Here is a 22,528-nt window from a genome sequence, read left to right on the forward strand (position 1 = left end):
GGCCACTGCGCGAGAACTTTTAACCTTCTGGCTACAAGTGTAAGAACTTATGTGAAAGCAAATTGCCCAATGTCCGGCAATTCCCTGTCCGCTGTACGAAAAGAGAATGCCCGGTGTAGGATGCGCGCCCCTTGGCGACCGCCAACCGTTCCTTCGTTCCACAGTCTTTGGAACCTGAAATAGCTATGTCATCCCGCAAATTTGGACTCAACCTGGTCGTGGTGCTCGCCATCGCAGCCTTGTTTACCGGCTTCTGGGCGCTGATCAACCGCCCGGTCACCGCCCCCAACTGGCCTGAACAGATCTCCGGCTTCTCGTACTCGCCGTTCCAGCAAGGCCAGTACCCGCAGAAAGAGCAGTACCCGACCGACGATCAAATGCGTCGCGACCTGGAGATCATGAGTAAGCTGACGGACAACATCCGTACTTACTCGGTCGACGGCACCCTGGAAGACATTCCCAAGCTCGCCGAGGAATTCGGCCTGCGCGTGACCCTGGGGATCTGGATCAGCCCGGACCAGGAGCGCAATGAGCGCGAAATCACCCGTGCCATCGAAATTGCCAACACCTCCCGCAGTGTGGTTCGCGTGGTGGTCGGTAACGAGGCGATCTTCCGTAAGGAAATTACCGCTGCCGAACTGAGCGTGATCCTTGATCGCGTGCGCGCCGCCGTGAAGGTGCCGGTGACCACGTCCGAGCAGTGGCACGTCTGGGAAGAACACCCGGAACTGGCCAAGCACGTCGACCTGATCGCCGCCCACGTTTTGCCTTACTGGGAATTCATCCCGGTGGACAAAGCCGGCCAGTTCGTCCTTGACCGCGCCCGCGACCTGAAAAAGATGTTCCCGAAAAAACCGCTGTTGCTCTCGGAGGTTGGCTGGCCGAGCAACGGCCGTATGCGTGGCGGCACCGATGCGAGCCCGGCGGATCAGGCGATCTACCTGCGCACCTTGGTCAACAAACTCAACCGCCAGGGCTTCAACTACTTCGTGATCGAAGCATTTGACCAGCCGTGGAAGGCCAGCGACGAAGGTTCGGTGGGCGCGTATTGGGGTGTGTTCAATGCCGCGCGCCAGCAGAAATTCAACTTCGAGGGCCCGGTGGTCGCGATCCCGCAATGGCGCGTGCTGGCGATCGGCTCGGCCGTATTGGCATTGCTGTCCCTGACCCTGCTGATGATCGACGGCTCGGCCCTGCGCCAGCGTGGCCGTACCTTCCTGACCTTTATCGCGTTCCTGTGCGGTTCGGTGTTGGTGTGGATCGGTTACGACTACAGCCAGCAATACAGCACCTGGTTCAGCCTGACAGTTGGATTCCTCCTGGCCCTCGGCGCGCTCGGGGTCTTTATCGTTCTGCTGACCGAGGCGCATGAACTGGCCGAAGCGGTCTGGACTCACAAGCGTCGTCGTGAATTCCTGCCGGTGGTGGGCGACTCGGACTACAGACCGAAAGTCTCAATCCACGTGCCCTGCTACAACGAGCCGCCGGAGATGGTCAAACAGACCCTCAACGCGCTGGCCAACCTCGATTACCCGGACTTCGAAGTCCTGATCATCGACAACAACACCAAGGACCCTGCGGTCTGGGAACCGGTGCGCGATTACTGCGAAACCCTCGGCCCGCGCTTCAAGTTCTTCCACGTTGCACCGCTGGCCGGTTTCAAGGGCGGCGCGCTGAACTACCTGATCCCGCACACCGCCAAGGATGCCGAAGTCATCGCGGTAATCGACTCGGATTACTGCGTCGATCCGAACTGGCTCAAGCACATGGTGCCGCACTTCGCCGATCCGAAAATTGCGGTGGTGCAGTCGCCGCAGGACTATCGCGATCAGAACGAAAGCACCTTCAAAAAGCTCTGCTACGCGGAATACAAAGGCTTCTTCCACATCGGCATGGTCACCCGCAACGACCGTGACGCGATCATCCAGCACGGCACCATGACCATGACCCGGCGCTCGGTGCTTGAAGAGCTCGGCTGGGCTGACTGGTGCATCTGTGAAGACGCCGAGTTGGGTCTGCGCGTGTTCGAAAAAGGCCTGTCGGCGGCGTATTACCACACCAGCTATGGCAAAGGCTTGATGCCCGATACCTTTATCGACTTCAAGAAACAGCGTTTCCGCTGGGCCTACGGAGCGATTCAGATCATCAAGCGCCACACCGCCAGCCTGCTGCGCGGCAAGGACACCGAGCTGACCCGTGGCCAGCGTTACCACTTCCTTGCGGGCTGGCTGCCGTGGGTCGCAGATGGCATGAACATCTTCTTCACGGTCGGCGCATTGTTGTGGTCGGCGGCGATGATCATCGTGCCGCAGCGGGTCGATCCTCCGTTGCTGATTTTCGCAATCCCGCCGTTGGCGCTGTTCGTGTTCAAGGTCGGCAAGATCATCTTCCTGTATCGCCGCGCCGTCGGCGTGAACCTCAAAGATGCGTTCTGCGCGGCTCTGGCCGGGCTGGCGTTGTCGCACACCATCGCCAAAGCGGTGCTGTACGGCTTCTTCACCAGCAGCATTCCGTTCTTCCGCACCCCGAAAAACGCCGATAACCACGGCTTCTGGGTGGCAATTTCGGAGGCCCGTGAAGAGGTGTTCATCATGCTGCTGTTGTGGGGCGCGGCGCTGGGGATCTTTCTGGTCAACGGCTTGCCGAGCAACGACATGCGCTTCTGGGTGACCATGTTGCTGGTGCAATCGCTGCCATACCTGGCGGCGCTGATCATGGCGTTCCTGTCTTCGCTGCCGAAACCGGCCGCCGAGCCGGAGCCGGCACCCGCCGTCTAAATCTGTATGGATGCACTAAACGGCGGCCAATGGTCGCCGTTTTGCTTTAAGATAACCGCCATTTTGCGCGCCCAGCACCAATTCCTGTAGGAGCAAAGCTTGCTCGCGATTGATGCGACTCGGTGTAACAGAAAGACCTCATCATCGTTCATCGCGAGCAAATTCTGCTCCTACACAATTAGCTTCCGGAGTTTTCCATGACGGCCCACGCCGACCTTTCGCCGACCCTTCAACTCGCCATCGACCTGATCCGCCGTCCGTCCGTGACGCCGGTCGACGCCGATTGCCAGAAGCAGATGATGCAGCGCCTGGGCGATGCCGGTTTCATGCTGGAACCGATGCGCATCGAAGATGTGGATAACTTCTGGGCGACCCACGGCAAACATGACGGCCCGGTGCTGTGCTTCGCCGGTCACACCGACGTGGTGCCGACTGGTCCGGTGACGGCCTGGCAGATCGACCCGTTCAATGCGCTGATCGACGAACACGGCATGCTCTGCGGCCGTGGCGCGGCGGACATGAAGGGCAGCCTGGCATCGATGACCGTGGCCGCCGAGCGCTTCGTTGCCGATTACCCGGACCACAAGGGCAAGGTCGCTTTCCTGATCACCAGCGACGAAGAAGGCCCGGCGCACCACGGCACCAAGGCGGTGGTTGAACGCCTCGCCGCGCGTAAGGAACGTCTGGACTGGTGCATCGTCGGCGAACCGTCGAGCACCACGCTGGTAGGCGACGTGGTCAAGAACGGCCGTCGCGGCTCCCTCGGTGCCAAGCTGACCGTTCGTGGTGTTCAGGGCCACGTGGCCTATCCGCACCTCGCCAAGAACCCGATCCACCTCGCTGCCCCGGCCCTGGCCGAATTGGCCGCCGAGCATTGGGACCACGGCAACGATTTCTTCCCGCCGACCAGTTTCCAGATCTCCAACGTCAATTCCGGCACCGGCGCGACCAACGTGATCCCGGGCGACCTGGTGGCGGTGTTCAACTTCCGCTTCTCCACCGAATCCACCGTTGAAGGCCTGCAAAAACGCGTCGCCGACATCCTCGACAAGCATGGCCTGGACTGGCACATCGACTGGGCGCTGTCCGGTCTGCCGTTCCTGACCGAGCCGGGGGCGTTGCTGGATGCCGTGGCGTCGAGCATCAAGGACATCACCGGCCGCGACACCAAGGCGTCCACCAGCGGTGGCACCTCCGACGGTCGCTTCATCGCGACCATGGGCACGCAAGTGGTTGAACTGGGCCCGGTCAACGCCACGATCCACCAGGTCAACGAGCGTGTACTGGCCGCCGACCTCGACGTGCTGACCGAAATCTACTACCAGACCCTGATCAAGTTGCTCGCCTGATGCTCGCTTGCCCGATCTGCAGTGAACCGCTGAACGCGGTGGACAACGGCGTGGCCTGCCCCGCCGGGCATCGGTTCGACCGCGCGCGCCAGGGTTACCTGAACCTGTTGCCGGTGCAGCACAAAAACAGCCGCGACCCTGGGGATAACCTGGCCATGGTCGAAGCCCGCCGCGATTTCCTGAACGCCGGCCACTACGCGCCGGTGGCCAAGCGTCTGGCGGAACTGGCGGCGCACTATGCGCCACAGCGCTGGCTGGACATCGGCTGTGGCGAGGGTTACTACACCGCGCAAATCGCCGAGGCCTTGCCCAATGCCGACGGTTACGCGCTGGACATCTCCCGCGAAGCGGTCAAACGCGCCTGCAAACGCAACCCGCAGCTGACCTGGTTGATTGCCAGCATGGCGCGGGTGCCGTTGGCTTCCGGCAGTTGCCAGTTTCTCGCCAGCGTCTTCAGCCCATTGGATTGGGAAGAAGCCAAACGCCTGCTCAGCCCCGGTGGCGGCTTGATGAAAGTCGGGCCGACCAGCGGCCATCTGATGGAGTTACGCGAGCGGCTGTACGACGAAGTCCGCGAATACACCGACGACAAGCATCTGGCCCTGGTGCCGGACGGCATGGCGTTGGCGCACAGTGAAACCCTGGAATTCAAACTGACGCTTGCAGAGGGTCAGGACCGCGCGAACCTGCTGGCCATGACGCCCCACGGCTGGCGCGCCAGTGCCGAACGCCGCGCAGCGGTCATCGAACAGGCCGAGCCGTTCGAGGTCACTGTGTCGATGCGCTACGATTACTTCGTTCTTCAATAAACCCTTAATTTTTTGGTCTTGAGCAACGGCTTGAGGCCGGCTAAATCCGCGAATGGATTTTTCAGACCCGCAGTGAGGACATCCATGCGCCAACCCGATATCGAGATTTACCTGAAAGACGCCGACGTCGACTACAAGGCCATCGCGGCCTGGCTCGGCACTGCGTTGGGCCCGTGCACCGACTGGGTTCAGAAAGGCCAGACATACAAGTGCAAGGCCGGCAACGTGCCGGTGACCTGGTTGCCAAAAGCCGTGGGCAAATGGAACAGCCTGTTTCTGGACAGCGACCAGACCCCATGGGAAGACGACATTGCCTGCGCCCGCGCAGCCTTTGCCGCGCTGAACGTCGAAGTGCGTTGCGCGCCGGGTACGTGGGTCGAGGAAGAAGGTGAAGAGACAGCGGATCGCTGGATGCGTATCAGCGCTGACGGTGAAGAAGAAATCACCTGGAAAACTGCTTAAAACCAGCACACAAAACCTGTGGGAGCGAGCTTGCTCGCGATGGGGCCCTGTCAGCCAACATCAATGTTGAATGTCAGTCAGTCATCGCGAGCAAGCTCGCTCCCACAGTGGTTCTGGGTGATCTGAAGATCGGGTTTACAAACCTACAACGTCCTCAGCCTGCAGCCCTTTCTCGCCGGTCACCACGGCGTATTCAACCTGCTGGCCTTCAGCCAGCGAACGGTGCCCTTCGCCGCGAATCGCGCGGTAATGCACGAACACGTCCACCCCGTCCTCGCGTTGAATAAAGCCGTAGCCCTTGGCGTCGTTGAACCACTTCACGTTGCCGGTTTCGCGCGTAGCCATGAATCAGTACCCCCTTGTTTTTATTTTGAACGGCCGAGTATATGACAGCCGTCAAAACTCTCAACTCACTTTACTTAGCCGCTTTTTTGCCGATTTTCGGTGAATACGGCACACTATCGCCCACCCGAGCAAACGCTCGGTTTTATTCACTCATGCAGAAGCCGTATGACCCGTTCCCCGTTCCGCCGTCTTGTGTTTGGCACCCTGCGCCGACTGTTGTATCTCTGGGTTCGCTCGGAGACGATCAACCAGTCGTCGTTTACCCTCAACCTCGACCGCAGTCGTCCGGTGTTCTACGTCCTGCAAAACCCTTCGCTGACCGACCTCGCCGTGGTCGACACCGAATGCAGCAAGGCCGGCCTGCCTCGCCCGGTGTTGCCGGTTTCAGTGGGTAACCTGGTGGAACCCGCCGCGTTCTTTTACCTCACGCCAGAGCCCGACTGGCTCGGCCGTCAGGACAAACGCGGCGCGCCGCCCACCCTGACTCGCCTGGTCAGTGCCCTGAGCCAGAATGCCGCCGAAGACGCGCAGATCATTCCGGTCAGCGTGTTCTGGGGCCAGTCGCCGGACAGCGAATCGAGCCCATGGAAATTGCTCTTCGCCGACAGCTGGGCGGTCACCGGTCGCCTGCGTCGCTTGCTGAGTATCATCGTGCTCGGACGCAAGACCCGCGTGCAGTTTTCCGCGCCGATTCACCTGCGCGAGCTGATCGATCACAACAAGGGCCACGAGCGCACCGTGCGCATGGCCCAGCGGATCCTGCGGGTGCACTTCCGCAACCTCAAAGCCGCCGTCATCGGCCCGGACATTTCCCACCGGCGCAATCTGGTCAAGGGCTTGCTCAACCAGCCACTGGTCAAGCAAGCGATCCTCGACGAAGCCGAGCGCGAGAACATCTCCCCGGAGAAAGCCAAGGCCCAGGCCCTGCGCTACGGCAACGAGATAGCCTCCGACTACACCTACACCGCAATCCGCTTCATGGAAGTGGTGTTGAGCTGGTTCTGGAACAAGATTTACGACGGCATCAAGGTCAACAACATCGAAGGCGTGCAAAAGGTCGCCCCGGGTTACGAAGTGATCTACGTGCCCTGCCACCGCAGCCACATCGACTACCTGTTGCTGTCCTATCTGCTGTTCCGCAATGGCCTGACCCCGCCGCACATCGCCGCCGGGATCAACCTCAACATGCCGGGGATCGGCGGCCTGCTGCGTCGCGGTGGTGCGTTCTTCATGCGCCGCACCTTCAAGGGCAACCCGCTGTACACCTCCGTGTTCAACGAGTACCTGCACACCTTGTTTACCAAAGGTTTCCCGGTCGAATACTTCGTCGAGGGTGGCCGCTCGCGCACCGGGCGCATGTTGCAACCGAAAACCGGGATGCTCGCGATTACCCTGCGCAGCTTCCTGCGTTCGTCGCGCATGCCCATCGTGTTTGTGCCGGTGTACATCGGTTACGAGCGCGTATTGGAAGGCCGGACCTACCTCGGTGAACTGCGTGGTGCGACCAAGAAGAAAGAGTCGATCTTCGATATTTTCAAGGTCATCGGCGCGCTCAAGCAGCGCTTCGGCCAGGTGGCGGTGAACTTCGGCGAGCCGATCAAACTGGCGGAGTTCCTCGACAGCGAACAGCCGGACTGGCGCCAACAGGAACTCGGCCCGCAATTCAAACCGGCCTGGCTCAACGAAACGACTAACCGCCTCGGCGATAAAGTCGCACAGCATCTCAACGAAGCGGCAGCGATCAACCCGGTGAATCTGGTGGCGCTGGCGTTGCTGTCCACCAGCCGTCTGGCGCTGGATGATCGCGCCATGGCGCGGGTGCTCGATCTATATCTGGCACTGCTGCGCAAGGTTCCGTATTCGCCGCACACCACGCTACCGGAAGGTGACGGTCGTGCGCTGATCGAGCATGTGAAGGACATGGACCTGCTGTCCGAGCAGAGCGATGCCTTGGGCAAAATTTTGTACCTGGACGAGCAGAACGCCGTCCTGATGACCTACTACCGCAACAACGTACTGCATATTTTTGCGTTGCCGGCACTGCTCGCGAGTTTTTTCCAGAGCGCTTCGCGCATGAACCGCGACCAGATCCTGCGTTACACCCGCGCACTGTATCCGTACCTGCAATCGGAACTGTTCATTCGCTGGTCCATGGATGAACTGGACGCCGTGATCGACCAATGGCTGCAAGCGTTTGTCGAACAAGGCCTGCTGCGCTTCGAAAACGATGTCTACCTGCGCCCGGCACCCAGCTCACGGCATTTTGTGCTGCTGACCTTGCTGTCCAAGAGCATCGCCCAGACCTTGCAGCGCTTCTACATGACCGTGTCCCTGCTGCTCAACAGCGGCCAGAACAGCATCAGCGCCGAGGAGCTGGAAGACTTGTGCACGGTCATGGCCCAGCGCCTGTCGATCCTCCATGGCCTGAACGCCCCGGAATTCTTCGACAAGAGCCTGTTCCGTCACTTCATCCAGACGATGCTGGACCTCGAGGTGCTCAAGCGCGACGAAGCCGGCAAGTTGAGCTATCACGAATTGCTCGGCGAACTGGCCGAAGGCGCGGCCAAACGGGTGTTGCCGGCGGAGATTCGCTTGTCGATCCGTCAGGTAGCGTTGCATCGCAGTGAAGATGCGGCGGATCAGGCTTAGTGGGATCGTCAGTAACGCCCTGACAACAACTATAAGAACAGGGACGTTCTTATAGTTGTCCGATTATGGATTAATAGATCCCTTCAAGTACCCCACCACGATATGGATATCACGATGAACTCATTAGATAACCCCACCCACTACATCACCCTGACATTGAGTTTGCCTGAAGACTTTATACCCCCTGACGGTGGCGAGGCCGAGACTTATATAAGCGTTTATACGGCAAACACTCAGGCTCTCATTAAAGTGGCGCAATCCCGTAAACCGTTGCTGTACAGCGGCCGCTGGAACTTTACGTTTGCGCACAGTTATTCCGATGTCAGCGTCAAATACCGCGTGAATGTCAGCATGACCCACAACGGTGTGCCGCTGTTGATTGATCTGGACCACTTCATTGTTGTTCACCGCGCACCACACCGCCAAACACTGCACCTGAGCCCGATCGGTCGCCTCTACATCCAGGCGCAAGAACCTCAAGCGGTGGCGCCTGAACACGCAGTGACCATTGTTGCCCATGAGCACGACAATGCGACGTTGCAACTGACTCAAGTGCATATCAGTGAACAAATGGCAGAGGCGTTTTATCTGGAATACGATCCGAACACTGTTGTGCCAGGTAAACGCTATACCCTGACGGCGATTGAAAATGGATACCGCAACTCAATCGAAGTCTATCCCGGTTCTGTTGTATTAAAACCCTTCAGCAAAGCCTGATAACCTTCACGCTCACAATAAACCGAACAAGGAAGCTGTCATGTTCCGCCCTACCCTTCGCTTCGCCGGCCTCTGCGCAGGCCTGATGATCTCTGCCAGCGCACTGGCGCTGTCGCTCAACGACCTGTCGCAAAAAGATGCCACTGGCGGCCTCAAGGATGCCCTGACCCAAGGTGCACAACTGGCGGTCAAACAACTCGGCACACCGGGTGGCTTCAGCAACAACCCTGAGGTGAAAATCGGTTTGCCGGGCAAACTCGGCAAGGTCGCCGGCAAGATGAAGCAGTTCGGCATGGGCGATCAGGTCGACGAACTGGAAGCCAGCATGAACAAAGCGGCTGAAACTGCCGTGACCCAGGCCCAGCCGATCCTCGTGGACGCGGTGAAGAAAATGAGTGTGGAAGATGCCAAGGGCATCCTCAGCGGCGGCAATGACTCGGCCACTCAATACCTGAACAAAACCAGTCGCGAACAGATCCGCACGAAGTTCCTGCCGATTGTGAAGCAAGCCACTGATCAGGTCGGCCTGGCCAAGCAATACAACACGTTCGCCGGTCAGGCGGCGACCATGGGTGTGCTGGATGCCAAGAACGCCAACGTCGAAAACTACGTGACCGAGCAAGCCCTGAACGGTTTGTTCGAGATGATCGGCAAACAGGAAGAAACCATTCGCCAGAACCCCGCGGCAGCGGCGACCAGTCTGGCGAAAAAGGTGTTTGGAACGTTGTAATTCCGAGCGCCTGAACCCTGTAGAAAAAGCCCGCTGACCTTTACGACTTCAGCGGGCTTTTCATTTAAACGGCCTCGATGATGGATGGTGTAACGGGGGCCGCCCGTAAAAAGAATACCCACTCGCGGCCCATCTTCCGTTTCTCGAACACCTTCAGATCAACCAGCCCGTTCAAGGTCGCCGAAGCCGTGTTGTAAGAACAGTCGAGATTTTCCTTCACATTGACGGCGGTGAACTCCTTGGCCATCCCGCTCTTGGCCACTTGATAAACGGCGCGTTGCTTCTCGGTGAGCTGGTCGAAAAAGCCGGACGCCATCAACCAGCGATCAAAGCGCTCGGCGTAGGCCAGACGCTTGCGATAGACCTCGGTAAAACCGCTGACGGCCCGCAGGACCACCGAACACTGGAAATCAATGAAGTAAGTCAGGTCCAGCTCATCGGCCTCGGTATTCAAATACGACCGCCCGTATTTCACGGGTGCGTTGCGCAACAACACGCTGATCGCGATGTAGCGAAATGCCGAGAAATCATTCTTGAACATGAACCAGTAAAACAGCGCCCGCGCAACACGACCATTGCCATCGCGGAAAGGATGCTCGTAACCCAAGGCAAAATGCAGCGCGATGCCTTTCATCAGCGGATGGAGGTAGTCCTCACAATTGATATCGTTGTGGGACTGATTGATCCACTTCGTCAGCACCTGCAAGCGTGACACCAGCCCTGCGGCGGGCGGCGGTGTATGCACGGTGTTGCCCTCACCGTCCTGCACCACCACATCATCGTTGCCTCTGAATTCACCCGGCGAATACTGCGCGTCATCAATACCCTCGACGCCAACACGGTGCATTGCAGTGATGAGTTCCACACTCAGTGGTTCATAACGCTTTTCCCAGGCAAAGTTCATCATCTGATAGTTGCCAATGACCATTCGCTCATCGGGTGTACGCGGCAGGCGATGGCGCTTAAGCATGTCCTTTGCCACCCGCGTGGTGGTGGCAGCGCCTTCGAGTTGGCTGCTGCTGATGGCTTCGTCTTCGATCAGGTCATTGAGCAGATAGCTGAAATGCGCGCGCTCATCGATCTGGTTGGTCATGTATTCCAGCGCAGCGGGGGTGGTTTGCCGATCGACTGCCGAAATGGCTTTCTGCGCCAATGGCGTCAGCACGAAGTTGCACCACTGGACCGGTTCGCCCAAGGGCAGAAGGCAGGAATATTGTGTTGTCCGGGCCTTTTTGACCAAGGCCCAGCACACTCTGGAATCCAGCCCCGGCGCCCAGCGGTAACGCAATTCATCAAATGGAAGGTAGCGCCCCTGATCATCCAGCGGCTTCAGCAGGGCCAGGTAGTCAGGGAGGCGTTCCTTGTGGGGGAATTTCATCAACAGGTCGAACACCGGATCGGTCCTGCCCGTTACAACCGGTGGCCTCTTCATGACGACTGTCTCAATACTCGTAAAACTGAGTCGTGAGTACAGCATTCAGAGTCCTCTGACTCAACATCAGAGGATTCTGAAATACATGTAGGAAGTCAGACCGGCTCTTTCTTCACCCTGAACCACGCCGCATACAACGCCGGCAAGAACAGCAACGTCAACGCCGTCGCCACGATCAGACCGCCCATGATCGCCACCGCCATCGGCCCGAAGAACACACTGCGTGACAACGGAATCATCGCCAGTACCGCCGCCAATGCAGTCAACACAATCGGGCGGAAGCGGCGCACGGTCGCCTCGATAATCGCCTGCCAGGGCTTGAGACCTGCCGCGATGTCCTGCTCGATCTGGTCCACCAGAATCACCGAGTTACGCATGATCATCCCGGACAGCGCAATGGTCCCCAGCATCGCGACAAAACCGAACGGCTGGCGAAAAACCAACAGGAACAAGGTCACGCCGATCAGCCCCAGCGGCGCGGTGAGGAACACCATCACCGTGCGCGAGAAGCTGCGCAGTTGCAGCATCAGCAACGTCAACACCACCACGATGAACAGCGGCACACCGGCCTTCACCGAGTTCTGTCCACGGGCGGAATCTTCGACCGTGCCGCCGACGTCCAGCAAGTAGCCGTCCGGCAATTCGGCGCGAATCGGATCGAGCGTCGGCATGATCTGCTGCACCAGCGTGGCAGGTTGTTCCTTGCCATAGATGTCGGCGCGAATGGTGACGTTGGGCAGGCGATTACGGTGCCAGATGATGCCTTCTTCGAAGCCGTATTCCAGCGTCGCGATCTGCGACAGTGCAACGCTGCGGCCATTGTCGGTCGGCACGGCCAGGCTAGGCAGCAACGACAGTTCGGTGCGTTCGTGCAAGGTGCCGCGCAGCAGGATTTCGATCAACTCGTTGTCTTCGCGGTACTGGCTGACGCTGGAACCGGTCAGGGAACTTTGCAGGAACTTCGACAGGTTCGCCGTGCTCACGCCCAGCGCTCGGGCGCGGTCCTGATCGACGTTCAGGTACACCACTTTGCTCGGTTCTTCCCAGTCCAGGTGGACGTTGGCAACGTGCGGATTCTCGCGAACCTTGGCCGCCACTTTACGGGCCAGGGCGCGGACTTCGTCGATGTGCTCGCCGGTCACCCGGAACTGCACCGGATAGCCTACTGGAGGCCCGTTTTCAAGACGCGTGACCCGCCCACGCAGGGCCGGGAATTGTTCGTTGAGGGTTTCGATCAGCCAGGTGCGCAGGCTTTCGCGATCCTCGATGGTCTTGGCCAGGACCACCACTTGCGCGAAGCTCGCCGCCGGCAGTTGCTGATCCAGTGGCAGGTAGAAACGCGGTGAACCGGTGCCGACGTAGGCCACATAGTTGTCGATACCGGCGCGGTCCTTCAGCAAGGCTTCCAGGCGTTTGACTTCGTCGGCGGTGTTGCTCAGGGAGGCGCCTTCGGCCAGTTTCAGATCGACCATCAGCTCCAGCCGCCCCGACGCCGGGAAAAACTGTTGCGGCACGAAACGGAACAGCATGACCGAGGCAACAAACATCATGATCGTCAGCACGATCACCGTTTTGCGTCGCCGTACGCACCATTCCACCAAACGTCTGACCCGCTCATAGAACGGCGTGCCGTAAGGGTCGGGCTGATCCGTGCCGTGTTTCGCCGCATGAATTTTCGCCAGATCCGGCAGGAGTTTTTCCCCCAGGTACGGCACAAACACTACCGCAGCGACCCACGAGGCCAGCAGCGCGATGGTCACCACCTGGAAGATCGAGCGGGTGTATTCGCCGGTGCTCGATTGCGCGGTAGCAATCGGCAGGAAGCCGGCGGCGGTGATCAGCGTACCGGTGAGCATCGGGAACGCCGTACTGGTCCAGGCATAACTGGCTGCCTTGATACGGTCGAAGCCCTGCTCCATTTTGATCGCCATCATTTCCACGGCGATGATCGCGTCGTCCACTAGCAGGCCCAGCGCCAGCACCAGCGCGCCGAGGGAAATCTTGTGCAGGCCGATGCCGAGGTAATACATGCAGGCAAAGGTCATTGCCAGCACCAGCGGAATCGCCAGTGCGACCACCATGCCAGTGCGCATGCCAAGTGAGAAGAAGCTCACCAGCAACACAATCGCCAAGGCTTCGACCAGCACCTGAATGAATTCGCCGACCCCGGTTTTCACCGCGGCGGGCTGGTCCGACACTTTGCGCAATTGCATCCCGGCGGGGAGGTTGTTCTGGATGCGGTCGAACTCTTTTTCCAGTGCCTCACCCAGCACCAGAATGTCGCCGCCATCCTTCATCGCCACGGCCAGACCGATAGCATTTTCGGCCATGAAGCGCATACGCGGTGCGGGAGGATCGTTAAAACCGCGGCGAACGTCGGCCACATCGGAAATGCGGAACGTGCGATCACCGACGCGAATCGGGAAGTTCTTGATCTCATCGACCGTCTGAAAATTCCCCGAGACCCGTAGCTGCAATCGCTCACTGGTGGTTTCGAAGAACCCGGCCGTCGACACCGCATTCTGTTCTTCAAGCGCTTGCTGCACGGCGGCCAATGGCAAGCCAAGGGTGGCGAGTTTGACGTTGGACAGCTCGATCCAGATCTTCTCGTCCTGCAGCCCGAGCAAGTCGACCTTGCCCACATCCTTGACCCGTTGCAGCTGGATCTGAATGCGGTCGGCGTAGTCCTTCAACACCGCGTAATCAAAACCGTCGCCGGTCAGGGCGTAGATGTTGCCGAAGGTGGTGCCGAACTCATCGTTGAAAAACGGCCCCTGAATGCCCGGCGGCAAGGTGTAGCGGATGTCGCTGATCTTCTTGCGGACCTGATACCAGAGTTCGGGAATGTCCTTGGAATGCATGGCATCGCGCGCGACAAAGGTGACCTGGGACTCACCCGGACGGGAGAACGAGACGATGCGCTCGTACTCGCCGGTTTCCATCAGTTTCTTTTCGATGCGTTCAGTGACCTGACGCGACACTTCTTGAGCCGTAGCCCCCGGCCAGTTGGTACGAATCACCATGGCCTTGAAAGTAAACGGCGGGTCTTCGCTTTGACCGAGCTTGGTGTAGGAAAGCGCACCGACGACGGCCAGCAAGAGCATCAGGAACAGTACGATCTGGCGATTACGCAACGCCCATTCGGAAAGGTTGAAGCGCATCGGGAATTACTCCTTGTCCGCCAGATTGACCACGCGGTTGGAGCGATCCACCGGACGCACTTGCTGCCCGTCGTGAAGCACATGGACACCGGCGGCCACTACCCAGTCGCTGGCGTTCAGGCCTTCGAGCACAGTCACGGTTTTCTCGCCGAACGGACCGACCCGCACCGGGGCTTTTTTCAGGGTGTTGTTGGCCCCGAGCACCCACACATAGGTCGCGCCGTTTTCCGCGGTGACCGCCGATAACGGCACCGACAGCGCGATGGTTTCTGCCGTCTGGATAAACACCCGGGCGCTTTGGCCAAGCTCCGCCGGGACTTTGCCGGCGGTAAACGCGATGCGGGCGGCGAAGGTGCGCGATTTTGGATCGGCGGCGGGCGACAGTTCGCGGATGCGGCCGGCGAAGCGCTGATCCGGTTGGGTCCAGAGTTCTACCGACACGGGCTGACCGACCTTGAAGCGGCCGAAACTCTGTTCCGGCAGGCTGATCAGCACTTCACGTTCGCCATCGGTGGCGAGGGTGAACACGGTTTGCCCGGCGGCCACCACTTGCCCGACTTCCACGGCCCGCTTGGCCACGACGCCATCCTGGGGCGCGCGCAGTACCGCGTAGCTCGCCTGATTGGTCGAGACATTGAATTCGGCTTTGATTTGCTTGAGGCGGGCTTCACCGGACCGGTAAAGGTTTTCGGCATTGTCGTACTGCGAATGGCTGACCATCTGACGGTCCATCAGGGTCTTGTAGCGATCCCGCTCGGTGCGCACCAGGCTCAGATTGGCCTCGGCGGCGGCGACCTGCGCGCGGGTGGCTTCCAGTTGCAGGCGTACGTCTTGAGGGTCGAGCTCGGCCAGAGGCTGGTCAGCCTTGACGCGCTGCCCTTCCTCGACCAGTCGTCGGCTGACTTTGCCGCCAATGCGAAACGCCAGATCCGGTTCATAGCGAGCCCGCACTTCACCGGGATAGCTTTCCATCGCCTGCGCCGAAGGCTCTGGCTGGACCACCATGGCCGGACGAAGGGTGACTTGCGGCGCCTCTTCGTGACCACACGCCGTCAAAAAAAACGCCAGACTGACTGGCAACGCGAGGGACAAGGCATAGCGGAACATGGTGAACGACCTTTCGCTAATGGTGCTTGGAATAATTATACTGAGCAGTATGGTATTAATAGCAAACTCACCAGTCCAGTATTAAAGCGGAATATGTCGAACAATCTTTCAGCACCCAGCGGTCCGGGCCGCCCCAAGGATCTGGCCAAGCGCCAGGCCATCCTCGATGCGGCTAAAATTCTGTTTGTGAGCAAGGGTTACGCGAACACCAGCATGGATGCCGTGGCGGCTGAGGCGGGCGTGTCCAAGCTGACGGTCTACAGCCACTTCAACGACAAGGAAACGCTGTTCTCCGCCGCCGTGGTCGCCAAGTGCGAAGAGCAACTGCCGCCGCTGTTTTTCGAACTGGCGGATGGGGTTGCGGTTGAAACGGTGCTGCTGAATATCGCGCACGGCTTTCATCAGCTGATCAACAGCGACGAATCCGTGAACCTGCACCGCCTGATGATCACCCTCGGCAGCCAGGACCCGAAACTCTCGCTGATCTTTTTCGAGGCCGGGCCGCAACGCATGCTGGATGGCATGGAGCGGTTGCTGACCAAGGTTGATCAAAGCGGTGTGCTGAGCATTGATAAACCGCGTAATGCGGCTGAGCATTTCTTCTGCTTGCTCAAGGGTGGGGGCAATTTTCGGTTGCTGTATGGCTGCGGCGGGCCGGTGACCGGGGAGGCGGCCGAAGACCATGTGCAGGAAGTGGTGGGGTTGTTTATGCGGGCTTATCGGCCGCAGACAGCCTGATAGAAATGGGGTGACTGGTCTGGCCCCATCGCGAGCAAGCTCGCTCCCACAGAGGATCTCTGGCGTTGCACAGATCCAATGTGGGAGCGAGCTTGCTCGCGATGGGAGCGACTCGGTCTCAGGGCTTGAGCGCTTTCTTCGGATAAATGTCATACCGGCTGGATTTCCCGTCCAGCGCATGACTCGGCTTCGGCCCTGCAATGCACGGCGCCTTGCGCGGCCGCTTGACCACTACCCGGTGGCTGGCCAACGCCAATGCGGCCTCCAACAACGCCGGCGCATCCGGGTCATCGCCCACCAACGGCCGGAACAAGCGCATTTCCTTCTTCACCAACGCGGTTTTCTCGCGATGGGGAAACATCGGGTCGAGGTAGATCACCTGCGGCGGCTCACCCTCCCAGTTACGCATCACTTCAATCGAATTGCCCTTGAGCAAACGCATGCGCGCCACGATGGGAGCCACGTCGAAATCTTCCGCGCCGCGCGCCAGGCCATCCTCCAGCAGGGCGCCGATCAGCGGCTGACGCTCGATCAGGCTCATCTCGCAGCCCAGGCTCGCCAGCACGAACGCATCCTTGCCGAGGCCCGCCGTGGCATCCAGAACACGCGGACGCACGCCCTGCGCGATGCCAACAGCCTTGGCGATCATCTGTCCCGTGCCGCCACCGAACAACCGGCGATGCGCCGCCCCGCCTTCGACGAAGTCCACCCGCACCGGCCCCGGCGCATCCGCCCCGAGTTGTTGCAGCTGCAAACCTTGCTCGCCGACCTGCAAGGCGAACTCGCCATCATCCACCTGCAACGGCAAGCCCAGGCGCTCGGCCCATTGCTCGGCCTGGGGCTGAAAGGTCGTGCCCAGGGCCTCGACATGGATGCGGCAAACTGCCGGTTGATCAATCATCGGAAAACACGCTCAAAAAATTAATGATCGGCAAAAACGGCCGATAACAAAACTAACGGGCATTTTGCCAGAGCTGAGCGTCGACCGAGAGAAATGTCAGACTTTCAACCCACAATCACAGGTTTTATCTCGCCCTACGGCGATTACAACCTGCGAAACACCCAGGCGTTGGGCGGTGTCAGTCACCTGTGGCAAGATTTTTTTGCCCGGGCGCTGGCCGATCAGCCAGGTGATGGGGTTCCCGAGTCGCTCAAGTTTCCACCGGTCGATCTCGACAGCCCGGTCGAGCCCACCGTCGGCAGCGATCTGCTGGCACACATCGTCTCCCAGCGCGAATGCAATGTGACGGATACCGTGGTCCGCCCACCGGAGCCACTGTTTTTGCCGATTGCCGAGTTCGAAATGGACCTGGCCGACAAACCGGCGCCACCGTTCCCGCCGGAAGAAATCGTCGCTCAGCAAAAACAACAGGACTTCGAAAGCGGCTGGGTTCGCCCTATCGTGCTCACCGCCGGTCAACCCGTGCCGGAAGCCGGCCCGGCGCCACAACCGCGTCCGCTGCACCTGCCGATCGCCGAATTCGAGATGGACCTGCTGGACAAACCGTTCCCACCGTTCTCCCCCGAAGAGCTGGTGGAACAACAGAAACAACTCGACTTCGATAATGGCTGGGCTCGCCCGATCGTTCTGCAAAACCTGCGCATCGCCGCCTGATCCTTCAATAACAGGCCATCAGCGACACACCCACCACGGCCCGGCATCCACATGAAAATGATTGTGATGGGCGGCGTTGTAATCCGGGCTCAACACCACACTGAACAGGTCGCACGCACCGTCGCGGACCTGACGCAGAAAACGCGCGTCCTGATTATCTTTTGGCCAATCCTTGAGCACGCTGACAGTTCGCCCATCCGCGAGGCGGAAACCGGCAATGTCCAGGGCATTGGCCGACGCGTGCTGACTGAGCCTGCCCTTGTCGCGGTTATACACATTGCGACAGGCAAAACTGCCCAGATGCTCGACTCGCGTCACCGCCAGCCCGTAAACCGCCTGCGCCGCGGGTTGCAGGACATGCCGGTCGAACAGCGCGAACGACACCGCGAGGCGGCAACTGGCAAGGAAGCTGCTGCTCAGGGCCACTTCGCCACCCTGCACACGCAACGTGTTGATCAGCGGGCATGTGGCGTCGGGACTGTCGGCTTGGCGAGTCACGCGCAATCCGGAATTGCTCAGGGCCTGATCGCACAACTGTGGGTCATCGCTCAAGCGCATCAACTTGTAGCGGGTCAGCAGATTCGGTTCGGCGTTTACGTCCAGTGGCGCCCAAGGGTTCCACGGTGGCGGCAGGGAGACCCAACCGCGCCAGACACTCAAGCCTGACGCGCCAATGAGCACCAGCATCAACAACAGCCATCCCCTCAACCGCATCGTCAGCCTTTGAACAGTAGATTAGCCTTCGCGTACGGCATGGAGCGCGAGGTAAACCCGAACGTGCCGGAAGTCTTGATCTCTTCAGCCGCCCGGAAAAATTCGCCATACGCCGCCAACGCGAGGGCCGATCCGACGCTGATGCGCTTGACGCCCATTTCGCTCAACTGCTCGACCGTCAACTTGAGCCCGCCGGACATCAACACATTGACCGGTTTGGGCGCCACGGCACGGACCACCGCCAATACCTCTTCGGCACTGCGCAGCCCCGGCGCATAGAGCACGTCGGCACCGGCCTCGGCGAACGCCTGCAAGCGGCGAAGGGTGTCGGCAAGATCAGGATTGCCGTGCAGAAAATTCTCGGCGCGCGCGGTCAGCATGAAGGGGAACGGCAAACTGCGCGCTGCCGCCACCGCCGCTTCAATCCGCGCCACGGCATGTTCGAAGCAGTAGATCGGCGCCGCTTCACGGCCCGTGGCATCTTCGATAGAGCCGCCAACCGCACCGGCCTCAGCTGCGCGCAAAATACTCTGGGCGCACTGGACGGGGTCGTCGGCAAAACCGTTTTCCAGGTCCACCGCCACCGGCAGATCAGTGGCCGCGACAATCGCCCGGACATTCGCCAGCGTATCGTCGAGAGTCAATGCGCCATCCGGGCGCGCATTGGAAAAAGCGTAGCCGGCACTGGTGGTTGCCAGCGCCTCGAAACCGAGGCTGGCTAGCATCTTCGCCGAGCCGGCGTCCCACGGGTTGGGAATGACAAAAGCCGCGTCGCGTTCGTGCAGCGCTTTGAACGCCTGGGCTCGAAGGGTTTGCGCATCCATTGGGCAGACTCCTGAAAAGGGGGACGAATCCGCCTCAGAGCAAGCCAAGTTGTTCTGCTGCGGGTTCTCTGTATAGCTCAGGCAGCGGCGGCAGGCCAGGCAAACGCAGCATCAGTTGTGCGTGAAAACGTTGCGCCAGCCTGGCGGCCAGCAGGTTGTCGGCGGTGTGCAGGAAGATGTAAGGCGTGCGCCCCTCTTCGATCCATGTGGCGATTTTTTCGACCCACGGCTGCAGGAACGGATCGTTGGCTTCCAGCTGAGGATGGCCGATGAAACGCACCTGCGGGAACTGGGTGAACGCCGCCGGGCGTGGCGGCACTTTGGGCTTTTTCGATTGGGCGTGGAGCACCGAGGGATCGGTCGACGTGCAGCTGAACAGCGCACGCGGATCAAGGCAGATCCGTTCGACACCGCGATCCAGCAGCAGGCGATTGAGCATGCGCTCGGCATCACCCTTGGCAAAAAACGCATCGTGGCGCACTTCGATGGCCAGCGGGTGATCCAGCGCATCAATGAACGCGGCCAGTTCGGGCAATCGCTGCGGCGTGAAACTTTTCGACAATTGCAGCCACAACGGCGAAACCCGCTCACCCAAGGGGCGGAGCAATTGCACAAAGGTTTCGGCGGCGGTCAGTTGCTCGCGCAGGTCACCGCCATGGCTGATATCGCCAGGAAACTTGGCGGTGAAACGAAAGTGTTCGGGCATGGCCTCGGCCCAGCGCTCGACAGTGGACGCAGCCGGGCTCGCGTAGAAAGTCGTGTTGCCTTCTACGGCGTTGAATACTTGGGTATAGAGATTTAGAAATTCGGAGGATTTCGCGTCTGGCGGATAGAGATAATCGCGCCAGGCGTTTTCACTCCAGGACGGGCAGCCGAGGTAGTAAGGCAGTCGCATCAGATGTACAGGTCAAGACCCAGCACATCCGTATCCCAATCGACAAAAGTGGCCGTGCTCAGGTAGCTGGCGAGTGCCGTGGCGACGCTTTTGCTCATGGCGCGGTGGTAGATCATGTCTTGCTGGCGCGCCGGCAGATTGCTCAGGCGTTGCGCCGAGGCTTTGGCGGCACGGGCAGCCATTTGCTCTTCGGAGGGAATTTCCAGCTCACCGTCGATATCGACGTAATCGTCTTCCGCCACAGGGCCTTTGCGAGGCTTGCGCTTGATGGGGTAGGACTGAGAGGAAACGCCGTCTATACGCATGAGTACATGTCCGGTATCAATGATGGCAGTTTAGTGGCGCATTGAACGCTTCGCAAACCGCTTGGTGATAACTAGAACACAGAATCGGGAAAAGGTTTAAAAGCTGGGGGTATAAATCGACGATTGGCTGCGCTGGGTAGATCGCCATCGCGGGCAAGCCACGCTCCCACAGGATTTGGGTGGTTCACAACGTCTGCAGCTGGCTCAAAACTCTGGGAGCGTGGCTTGCCCGCGATTGGACCTACTCGATACCGAGAAATCAACGCGCCTTAGGCGTCGCCACTTTATCGCGCAGATAAACCGGCTGAGCCTCATCCGCCACAATCGCCTCACCCCGCTCCCAGGCAAAACGCGCCAGGGTCAGCAGGTCTTCGGCATGCGGCAACATGCCCGCGTCCTGCCCGGTCAGGTTCACGGCAATGCGCTCGGCATACCCCCAACCCGTGCCCGCGCCAAACCATTCGCCACTGGCATCCGTCGGCAACGCCGCCACTTCCGGCGGCAACACGGCTTCATTGCCCACCAGGCGCATCTCCCCCGCCGTTTCGCGGTAGCAGCCCCAATACACTTCATCCATCCGCGCATCGATGGCGGACGCCACCTGGCTCACACCGTGTTCACGGTACGCGCGTTGCGCCAGCACGGCCAGGTTCGACACCGGCAACACCGGGCGATCCAGCGCAAATGCCAAGCCCTGGACTACGCCAATGGCAATCCGCACACCGGTAAACGCGCCCGGGCCACGGCCAAACGCGATGGCATCGACTGATTGCAGCGTGGTCCCGGCATCGGCAAGCAATTGCTGGATCATCGGCAACAGCTTCTGCGCATGGAGGCGCGGGATCACCTCGTAATGGCTCGTGACTTTGCCGTCATGCAGCAAGGCAACGGAGCAAGCTTCAGTCGCGGTGTCCAGGGCCAGCAAGGTGCTCATCGATGTTTCCGTAAGAGAGGTCAGAAAAAGTGCGCCAGTATAAACAACTACGGCCCGCAAGCGGGCCGTAGAAGATGAAGCGTTTTTTTAGCTCAGTGCTTCAAGCACTTTACCGGTGATCGCTTCAACCGAGCCAACACCTTCAACGTGGCTGTACTTCGGTTTGCCTTGAGCGGCGGACAGCTCCTGGTAAAACTTCACCAGAGGTTCGGTCTGGGCGTGATAGACCGACAGGCGATGACGCACGGTTTCTTCGGTGTCGTCTTTGCGCTGTACCAGCTCGTCGCCGGTGATGTCGTCTTTACCGGCAATTTTCGGCGGGTTGTAGACGATGTGGTACACGCGGCCGCTGGCCTCGTGAACACGACGGCCGGCGATACGCTGAACGATGTCTTCGTCTTTGACGTCGATTTCCAGCACGTGGTCCAGTTCGACACCGGCCTTCACCAGGGCTTCAGCCTGAGGAATGGTGCGCGGGAAACCGTCGAACAGGAAACCGTTGGCGCAATCGGCCTGGCTGATGCGTTCCTTGACCAGGTTGATGATCAGGTCATCGGAGACCAGACCGCCGCTGTCCATGACGCTCTTGGCGATCAGGCCCAGCTCGGTGCCGGCCTTGACGGCTGCACGCAACATGTCGCCAGTGGAGATTTGCGGAATGCCGAATTTCTCGGTGATGAACTTAGCCTGAGTACCTTTACCGGCCCCGGGAGCTCCCAGCAGAATGACGCGCATCGATGTGCTCCTCAATTTTTTATATGGATAACGTCAGATTCGCCTCGTGGGGCCAATCTCAAAAATAGGGTCGTGGCCGCCCAAACGGCCAAAGGCTGATCAAGATACACAGCAGGCCCGGACCACACAAGCCGCCGAAAGTCGGAGAAACCGCTGCCTGACGTGACCTTTTGATGGAGTGCCCCAAGTCGCAACCCCATCATTAACTGTCGCCTGACCGACCTTTTCCG

The 22,528-nt window shown here is 59.8% G+C and carries 20 protein-coding genes; 9 read left to right on the top strand and 11 right to left on the bottom strand.

All coding sequences use genetic code 11. The features are described from left to right. Positions 1–185: 185 nt before the first annotated feature. The 4 genes from AB4N43_RS11185 (at position 186) to AB4N43_RS11200 (ending at position 5,397) form a co-directional block, all read left to right on the top strand. Positions 186–2,777: a glycosyltransferase gene (locus AB4N43_RS11185; protein ID WP_059181551.1), complete on the top strand. Its 2,592-nt coding sequence runs from the start codon at positions 186–188 to the stop codon at positions 2,775–2,777. Between the two features lie 197 nt (positions 2,778–2,974). After that, positions 2,975–4,126, top strand: a complete 1,152-nt coding sequence (gene dapE / locus AB4N43_RS11190; RefSeq protein WP_027924964.1) for a succinyl-diaminopimelate desuccinylase — start codon at positions 2,975–2,977, stop codon at positions 4,124–4,126. Next, a complete protein-coding gene (locus AB4N43_RS11195; RefSeq protein WP_027924963.1) occupies positions 4,126–4,935 on the top strand; it encodes a putative RNA methyltransferase in 810 nt (269 codons plus the stop codon). The genes dapE and AB4N43_RS11195 overlap by 1 nt, the downstream gene beginning before the upstream one ends. A gap of 84 nt (positions 4,936–5,019) precedes the next feature. Next, positions 5,020–5,397 carry a hypothetical protein gene (locus AB4N43_RS11200; RefSeq protein ID WP_007947690.1) on the top strand — a complete coding sequence of 126 codons (378 nt, stop codon included), beginning with the start codon at positions 5,020–5,022 and terminating at the stop codon, positions 5,395–5,397. A 135-nt stretch (positions 5,398–5,532) separates the two neighbouring features. Here the strand turns inward: AB4N43_RS11200 and AB4N43_RS11205 are convergent, their stop codons facing one another. Further along, positions 5,533–5,742: a cold-shock protein gene (locus tag AB4N43_RS11205; RefSeq protein WP_010462862.1), complete on the bottom strand. Its 210-nt coding sequence runs from the start codon at positions 5,740–5,742 to the stop codon at positions 5,533–5,535. 165 nt (positions 5,743–5,907) lie between these two features. Here AB4N43_RS11205 and plsB point away from each other — a divergent pair, with 165 nt between their 5' ends. From plsB to AB4N43_RS11220, 3 genes are all read left to right on the top strand, one after another. Further along, positions 5,908–8,391 (top strand): glycerol-3-phosphate 1-O-acyltransferase PlsB, encoded by a 2,484-nt coding sequence (gene plsB / locus AB4N43_RS11210; protein WP_027924962.1) that lies wholly within the window; start codon positions 5,908–5,910, stop codon positions 8,389–8,391. 114 nt (positions 8,392–8,505) lie between these two features. Further along, on the top strand, positions 8,506–9,108 hold the full coding sequence (locus AB4N43_RS11215; RefSeq protein ID WP_050590220.1) for a hypothetical protein: 603 nt from the start codon (positions 8,506–8,508) through the stop codon (positions 9,106–9,108). 40 nt (positions 9,109–9,148) lie between these two features. Further along, positions 9,149–9,838 carry a DUF4197 domain-containing protein gene (locus AB4N43_RS11220; RefSeq protein ID WP_027924961.1) on the top strand — a complete coding sequence of 230 codons (690 nt, stop codon included), beginning with the start codon at positions 9,149–9,151 and terminating at the stop codon, positions 9,836–9,838. Between the two features lie 64 nt (positions 9,839–9,902). Here AB4N43_RS11220 and AB4N43_RS11225 read toward each other — a convergent pair whose 3' ends face one another. The 3 genes from AB4N43_RS11225 to AB4N43_RS11235 form a co-directional block, all read right to left on the bottom strand. Further along, the gene (locus AB4N43_RS11225) at positions 9,903–11,270 is read right to left on the bottom strand and encodes a Fic family protein (protein WP_460154028.1); all 1,368 of its coding nucleotides are present in this window, start codon (positions 11,268–11,270) and stop codon (positions 9,903–9,905) included. A 95-nt stretch (positions 11,271–11,365) separates the two neighbouring features. Continuing rightward, positions 11,366–14,431: an efflux RND transporter permease subunit gene (locus tag AB4N43_RS11230; RefSeq protein WP_027924959.1), complete on the bottom strand. Its 3,066-nt coding sequence runs from the start codon at positions 14,429–14,431 to the stop codon at positions 11,366–11,368. A gap of 6 nt (positions 14,432–14,437) precedes the next feature. Beyond that, the gene (locus AB4N43_RS11235) at positions 14,438–15,538 is read right to left on the bottom strand and encodes an efflux RND transporter periplasmic adaptor subunit (RefSeq protein ID WP_027924958.1); all 1,101 of its coding nucleotides are present in this window, start codon (positions 15,536–15,538) and stop codon (positions 14,438–14,440) included. Between the two features lie 93 nt (positions 15,539–15,631). Here AB4N43_RS11235 and AB4N43_RS11240 point away from each other — a divergent pair, with 93 nt between their 5' ends. Continuing rightward, complete coding sequence (locus tag AB4N43_RS11240; RefSeq protein ID WP_027924957.1) at positions 15,632–16,276, top strand: TetR/AcrR family transcriptional regulator; 645 nt, start codon at positions 15,632–15,634, stop codon at positions 16,274–16,276. Between the two features lie 118 nt (positions 16,277–16,394). On the opposite strand, the gene AB4N43_RS11245 is transcribed toward AB4N43_RS11240, so the two are convergent. Next, positions 16,395–17,177, bottom strand: a complete 783-nt coding sequence (locus AB4N43_RS11245) for a class I SAM-dependent methyltransferase (protein ID WP_027924956.1) — start codon at positions 17,175–17,177, stop codon at positions 16,395–16,397. 93 nt (positions 17,178–17,270) lie between these two features. On the opposite strand from AB4N43_RS11245, the gene AB4N43_RS11250 reads away from it, so the two are divergent. Next, the gene (locus tag AB4N43_RS11250; protein WP_027924955.1) at positions 17,271–17,891 is read left to right on the top strand and encodes a hypothetical protein; all 621 of its coding nucleotides are present in this window, start codon (positions 17,271–17,273) and stop codon (positions 17,889–17,891) included. 18 nt (positions 17,892–17,909) lie between these two features. On the opposite strand, the gene AB4N43_RS11255 is transcribed toward AB4N43_RS11250, so the two are convergent. The 6 genes from AB4N43_RS11255 to adk form a co-directional block, all read right to left on the bottom strand. After that, entirely contained in the window at positions 17,910–18,605 is a 696-nt protein-coding gene (locus AB4N43_RS11255) for an extensin-like domain-containing protein (RefSeq protein WP_194939937.1), read from the bottom strand. A gap of 2 nt (positions 18,606–18,607) precedes the next feature. Next, a complete protein-coding gene (locus AB4N43_RS11260) occupies positions 18,608–19,429 on the bottom strand; it encodes an isocitrate lyase/PEP mutase family protein (RefSeq protein ID WP_460154031.1) in 822 nt (273 codons plus the stop codon). A 34-nt stretch (positions 19,430–19,463) separates the two neighbouring features. After that, on the bottom strand, positions 19,464–20,324 hold the full coding sequence (locus tag AB4N43_RS11265; RefSeq protein ID WP_027924952.1) for a DUF72 domain-containing protein: 861 nt from the start codon (positions 20,322–20,324) through the stop codon (positions 19,464–19,466). Continuing rightward, positions 20,324–20,629 (bottom strand): hypothetical protein, encoded by a 306-nt coding sequence (locus AB4N43_RS11270; protein ID WP_027924951.1) that lies wholly within the window; start codon positions 20,627–20,629, stop codon positions 20,324–20,326. Before AB4N43_RS11270 ends, AB4N43_RS11265 begins: the two co-directional genes overlap by 1 nt. 259 nt (positions 20,630–20,888) lie before the next feature. After that, positions 20,889–21,563 (bottom strand): tRNA (adenosine(37)-N6)-threonylcarbamoyltransferase complex dimerization subunit type 1 TsaB, encoded by a 675-nt coding sequence (tsaB, locus tag AB4N43_RS11275; RefSeq protein ID WP_460154034.1) that lies wholly within the window; start codon positions 21,561–21,563, stop codon positions 20,889–20,891. A gap of 87 nt (positions 21,564–21,650) precedes the next feature. Further along, the gene (adk, locus tag AB4N43_RS11280) at positions 21,651–22,298 is read right to left on the bottom strand and encodes an adenylate kinase (protein WP_027924949.1); all 648 of its coding nucleotides are present in this window, start codon (positions 22,296–22,298) and stop codon (positions 21,651–21,653) included. Positions 22,299–22,528: the final 230 nt, after the last annotated feature.

It is taken from the genome of Pseudomonas sp. S2_B07 (assembly GCF_054668435.1).

Excerpts from the sequence above, each read along its gene's own strand:
- plsB (WP_027924962.1), top strand. The coding sequence starts at position 5,908 with ATGACCCGTTCCCCGTTCCGCCGTCTTGTGTTTGGCACCCTGCGCCGA.
- AB4N43_RS11195 (WP_027924963.1), top strand. The coding sequence starts at position 4,126 with ATGCTCGCTTGCCCGATCTGCAGTGAACCGCTGAACGCGGTGGACAAC.
- AB4N43_RS11205 (WP_010462862.1), bottom strand. The coding sequence starts at position 5,742 with ATGGCTACGCGCGAAACCGGCAACGTGAAGTGGTTCAACGACGCCAAG.
- AB4N43_RS11235 (WP_027924958.1), bottom strand. The coding sequence starts at position 15,538 with ATGTTCCGCTATGCCTTGTCCCTCGCGTTGCCAGTCAGTCTGGCGTTT.
- AB4N43_RS11220 (WP_027924961.1), top strand. The coding sequence starts at position 9,149 with ATGTTCCGCCCTACCCTTCGCTTCGCCGGCCTCTGCGCAGGCCTGATG.
- AB4N43_RS11200 (WP_007947690.1), top strand. The coding sequence starts at position 5,020 with ATGCGCCAACCCGATATCGAGATTTACCTGAAAGACGCCGACGTCGAC.
- adk (WP_027924949.1), bottom strand. The coding sequence starts at position 22,298 with ATGCGCGTCATTCTGCTGGGAGCTCCCGGGGCCGGTAAAGGTACTCAG.
- AB4N43_RS11250 (WP_027924955.1), top strand. The coding sequence starts at position 17,271 with ATGTCAGACTTTCAACCCACAATCACAGGTTTTATCTCGCCCTACGGC.
- AB4N43_RS11270 (WP_027924951.1), bottom strand. The coding sequence starts at position 20,629 with ATGCGTATAGACGGCGTTTCCTCTCAGTCCTACCCCATCAAGCGCAAG.
- AB4N43_RS11255 (WP_194939937.1), bottom strand. The coding sequence starts at position 18,605 with ATGCGGTTGAGGGGATGGCTGTTGTTGATGCTGGTGCTCATTGGCGCG.
- AB4N43_RS11215 (WP_050590220.1), top strand. The coding sequence starts at position 8,506 with ATGAACTCATTAGATAACCCCACCCACTACATCACCCTGACATTGAGT.
- AB4N43_RS11240 (WP_027924957.1), top strand. The coding sequence starts at position 15,632 with ATGTCGAACAATCTTTCAGCACCCAGCGGTCCGGGCCGCCCCAAGGAT.
- AB4N43_RS11245 (WP_027924956.1), bottom strand. The coding sequence starts at position 17,177 with ATGATTGATCAACCGGCAGTTTGCCGCATCCATGTCGAGGCCCTGGGC.
- AB4N43_RS11265 (WP_027924952.1), bottom strand. The coding sequence starts at position 20,324 with ATGCGACTGCCTTACTACCTCGGCTGCCCGTCCTGGAGTGAAAACGCC.
- AB4N43_RS11260 (WP_460154031.1), bottom strand. The coding sequence starts at position 19,429 with ATGGATGCGCAAACCCTTCGAGCCCAGGCGTTCAAAGCGCTGCACGAA.
- AB4N43_RS11230 (WP_027924959.1), bottom strand. The coding sequence starts at position 14,431 with ATGCGCTTCAACCTTTCCGAATGGGCGTTGCGTAATCGCCAGATCGTA.
- dapE (WP_027924964.1), top strand. The coding sequence starts at position 2,975 with ATGACGGCCCACGCCGACCTTTCGCCGACCCTTCAACTCGCCATCGAC.
- AB4N43_RS11185 (WP_059181551.1), top strand. The coding sequence starts at position 186 with ATGTCATCCCGCAAATTTGGACTCAACCTGGTCGTGGTGCTCGCCATC.
- tsaB (WP_460154034.1), bottom strand. The coding sequence starts at position 21,563 with ATGAGCACCTTGCTGGCCCTGGACACCGCGACTGAAGCTTGCTCCGTT.
- AB4N43_RS11225 (WP_460154028.1), bottom strand. The coding sequence starts at position 11,270 with ATGAAGAGGCCACCGGTTGTAACGGGCAGGACCGATCCGGTGTTCGAC.